Raw genomic sequence first — 3,499 nt, forward strand, 5'->3', positions numbered from 1 at the left:
TTAGTAGGGCACTCGAGCTCTCTTCCATGTCTTCTAAACTCTCGTTATAATAAAGACAGAAGGGATGTGTGCGATATGAAAGCTGGAAGAAATGACCCGTGTCCGTGCGGCAGCGGGAAGAAGTACAAAAAGTGCTGCGGAGATAAAAAGGTAGTTAGTCTAACTGGAACAGTAGTGAGAGAGGAACTGGATCAGTTATATTATCGATTTCAGGATTATATAATGGATCACTATCCTTATCTATTAAATCCTCAAGAGCCCATCGATCAAATGGAGGAGTTTAAGGATAGTATGATGGTTGCGGATAAGACCATTTTACAGACCGATTCCCAGGGACAATCAATTATGCAGGAGTTTGTGGACCGAGTGAAGAAGGGAGTTTCTCGCCCAATTACACGAGAAGCACTAGAGCACTGGCCTCAATCAATCCCAGGCTTATTTACCGTAGTGGAAAAAGTGGATAAGGGGGTTGTCAAGCTCGAGCGTGAATGGACGGAAGAAGTGTATGAGGTTAACATTACGCTATTGGCTGATTCTGAAGTTGAAGTGATGACCCATTATTTTGGTATATTAATGAACTGGGGAAATTATTATCAGTTTGTTCCAAGCGCGTTAAGTGTGGATCCCGAGTTATTTTCCTCCTTTTCTAATTATGTGAAAATGGAATACGAGGCGAGTCATGCCCAGGGATCCATCGCTGATTTCTATGCTTCTCATTTCTCAGAGTATTTGATAGATTTCCTTCACTTCGACGTGGAAGACAACCTAGTTGATAGCTGGGATGGGAGTGAGGAGGAGAAAGAGGTTCTTTGGCTATTAGATCAGAAGATTGATCCTTTGATCAAGCAGCAGGATAACTATATTCACCTTCACCACCTCTGGATGTATTACTGTGATCATCATTTTCCGACGGTTCGTAAACCAGAGGTGTTTGCTGCGACACTGGAGTACTACTATAAGGACAACCCTCATTTCGGTTATTTAAAGCCTGTTACTCAAAAAGAGGTTGCTAAAAAGTATGGAGTAAGTCCAAATAGCATTTCCCGGCGTGTGGAAGAAATGGATGAGGCTTATTTTAACTTGCTCCAAGAATATGGAGAAACCGATCAACCGTCTTCTGGCCCAGTTTTTAATCAATTTACGTTCCCAAGCTGGGAAGTGGCAGCAGAACGTGCTAATTATGAGATGATTGCTCGACTTTCCAGGGAGAATTTTTCTACAAGACAAGAAATGGAGAGCTTCATACAGGCTAGTTCCTCCAAGACTTTCGTTCCAAAAACGAATGAAGAAATGGCCCAGCTTCTCGCTTATGATGCCTATGTGGCAGAGACCGTAGAGAAAAGAAAGCAGCTGGTCAACGAAGCTCTTCACCTTCATCCAAAATCGGTGGATGCCCGTGTTTTACAAGCACATCTTGAGACGGAACCTTTAAGAAAATTGAATATACTCTATAAAGCCTCCAGAGATGCCCTCATCGAAGGTCTTGACTTAGATAGTGGAGAACTGTGGAATGACGTGACAGCACGGCCATTTATGAGAGCTCAAGAGCTACTGGCTTCCGTTCATGCAGAAGAAGGCGACCTGGAACGCGCGATCGAATTATATGAAGAACTGCTCAAGTATAATGAAAATGATAACCAGGGGATCCGGCAGGAAATCTTTCCACTGTATATGAAGTCCGGACAGCTTGAGAAAGCTGAAGAGATTCTTCGAAAATACCCGGATGATGGTACGTGGGGAGCTTATTCGGAAGCCCTTCTAACAATTGAAGAGGGCCACCCTCCGGAATTGATAGAAGAATTTCTTTTTGACGCGGAGGAGGAAAACCCATTGGTTCTTTCTTATTTAGCAGGTATGAAAAGTTGGGATAAACTTCCACGGACCTATCAGCCTGGCTCTGAAGAAGAAGCCATTGTCTATCATTACCGGAATGCTTCTGCCTGGAAAGAGCATCTACATCATGTAATAGAATATTTAAATGAACAGTTCATGTTTTTTGACTGAAGATAGAAACGTAATTGGTAAAGACGCGGACTTGAATATTAACGATCATGTTCATTGCGATTCTTCCCGCGTACACCTTGTTAAGGGGTGTATGTCAGGGGAGAATTTTTTGTAGCAGGAGGTTCATTCATCACGCAGCAAAATCTTTGGCACAAAGCGAATGTAGACCAGTTCGCTAATCAGTTCTACGATGGTTTGGGTAATGATCACAGCCGCCACCATACTCCCTATCTCTGGTAATGAAAAGGCGAGGGGAAGCACAACTAAAGAGTTCCTGGTAGAGCTGCTGAAAATAAGGGTGCGACCTGATTTCGTATCTAATTTAAACCATTTCGCTGCGAACTTAGATAGGAAAGGCATAATGATCATAAAAGCCACGTAAAGAGGGATAACTTTCACAACATCGTCTGCATATGCCGGTAATTTTGGAAATTGTGAAGCTGCCACTACAAAAAGTATCAAAGCCATAAAGGGGACAGGCAGCCAGGCTGATCCACTTAATATCTTTGTCCCTAGGCGGTATCTCTTTGCTGCTAATTGGATACAGACTGCAGTGATAAGAGGAATGAAAATGAGTCCAAAGAAGGCTTCCAGGAAAGGGGGGGGATTTACGATGCCTGCAGCGTCCTTTCCCATAAACATCCATAAATACAATGGTAAAAGCACTAGCTGTATGATCAGTAAAATGGGAGTAGAGGCTAACATCAGCCTCTCATCACCCTTTCCTAAAGCTGTGAAAGCAATGACATAGTCAATGCAAGGGGTTAATAACACGAGATAAAACCCTATCAAAAGTTCAGGACTTTGTGGTAAAAACCGGGCCAGGAGCCAGACCAATATCGGTACCATAATAAAATTGGTCGTTAATAGAGCTTTGAGAAACTTTTTATCGCCTAGTGATTCTTTCAGTGAAGTAAATGGAATTTGAGAAAACATGCTATACATTAAGCATGCTATTACGATAGAAATCATCGATTCCAGACTTTCAGCGGACCGTGGCATAAGGAATCCGAAACCTGCCGCTGCGATCAGGAATATAAAGTAAATCCAAATTTGGTTGTTTTCAACTTTTTCTCTAGAAAGCAGAGGAATTCTCCTCTCTTCATTTATTTGGTTTGCTTAAAAGTAAAAATCAACATGGAGATTGAGTAAGATCATTCTCCATGTTGATTTTTTTCTGCAACGGTCGTAGGTGCTACTCCCCAAACGCTTCCGGAAGCATCTTAAATCCATCAATCTCTGCATCTTCTTCTACTTCAATCATAATGCAGCGTTTCCCTTTATAGTTGACCTGTCTCACATATTCCAGATCCTGGGGACTGATGGAAATGTTAGCGATCTTGGTGTTGATCTTGATTGACTTGGTTTTATATTTAGGCACAATGCTGCTTGCCTTGAGCTCATACGTTTCGTTATCAGTAACTCGTTGAAAAGCGGTTTTTACTTTTTCAGAATCGACTTTTTCTCCGCTCTGATTCAGAACGCGCTCCACGTC

General features: G+C 42.3%; 3 protein-coding genes. 1 reads left to right on the forward strand and 2 read right to left on the reverse strand.

All coding sequences use genetic code 11. From position 1 onward, the window contains the following. Positions 1-75: 75 nt before the first annotated feature. A complete protein-coding gene (locus WAM07_RS17730) occupies positions 76-2,004 on the forward strand; it encodes an SEC-C metal-binding domain-containing protein (protein ID WP_422168714.1) in 1,929 nt (642 codons plus the stop codon). Between the two features lie 123 nt (positions 2,005-2,127). Here WAM07_RS17730 and WAM07_RS17735 read toward each other — a convergent pair whose 3' ends face one another. Next, positions 2,128-3,090, reverse strand: a complete 963-nt coding sequence (locus WAM07_RS17735; RefSeq protein ID WP_422168716.1) for an arsenic resistance protein — start codon at positions 3,088-3,090, stop codon at positions 2,128-2,130. 109 nt (positions 3,091-3,199) lie between these two features. Further along, a partial coding sequence (locus tag WAM07_RS17740; protein ID WP_422168715.1) for a DUF4317 family protein occupies positions 3,200-3,499 on the reverse strand: 300 nt, incomplete at its 5' end.

This window comes from Halobacillus sp. (assembly GCF_049282395.1).
Taxonomy (GTDB): Bacteria; Bacillota; Bacilli; order Bacillales; family Halobacillaceae; genus Halobacillus.

What these genes read in the sequence shown, in the direction of transcription:
- WAM07_RS17730 (WP_422168714.1), top strand. Translation starts at nt 76, where the DNA reads ATGAAAGCTGGAAGAAATGACCCGTGTCCGTGCGGCAGCGGGAAGAAG.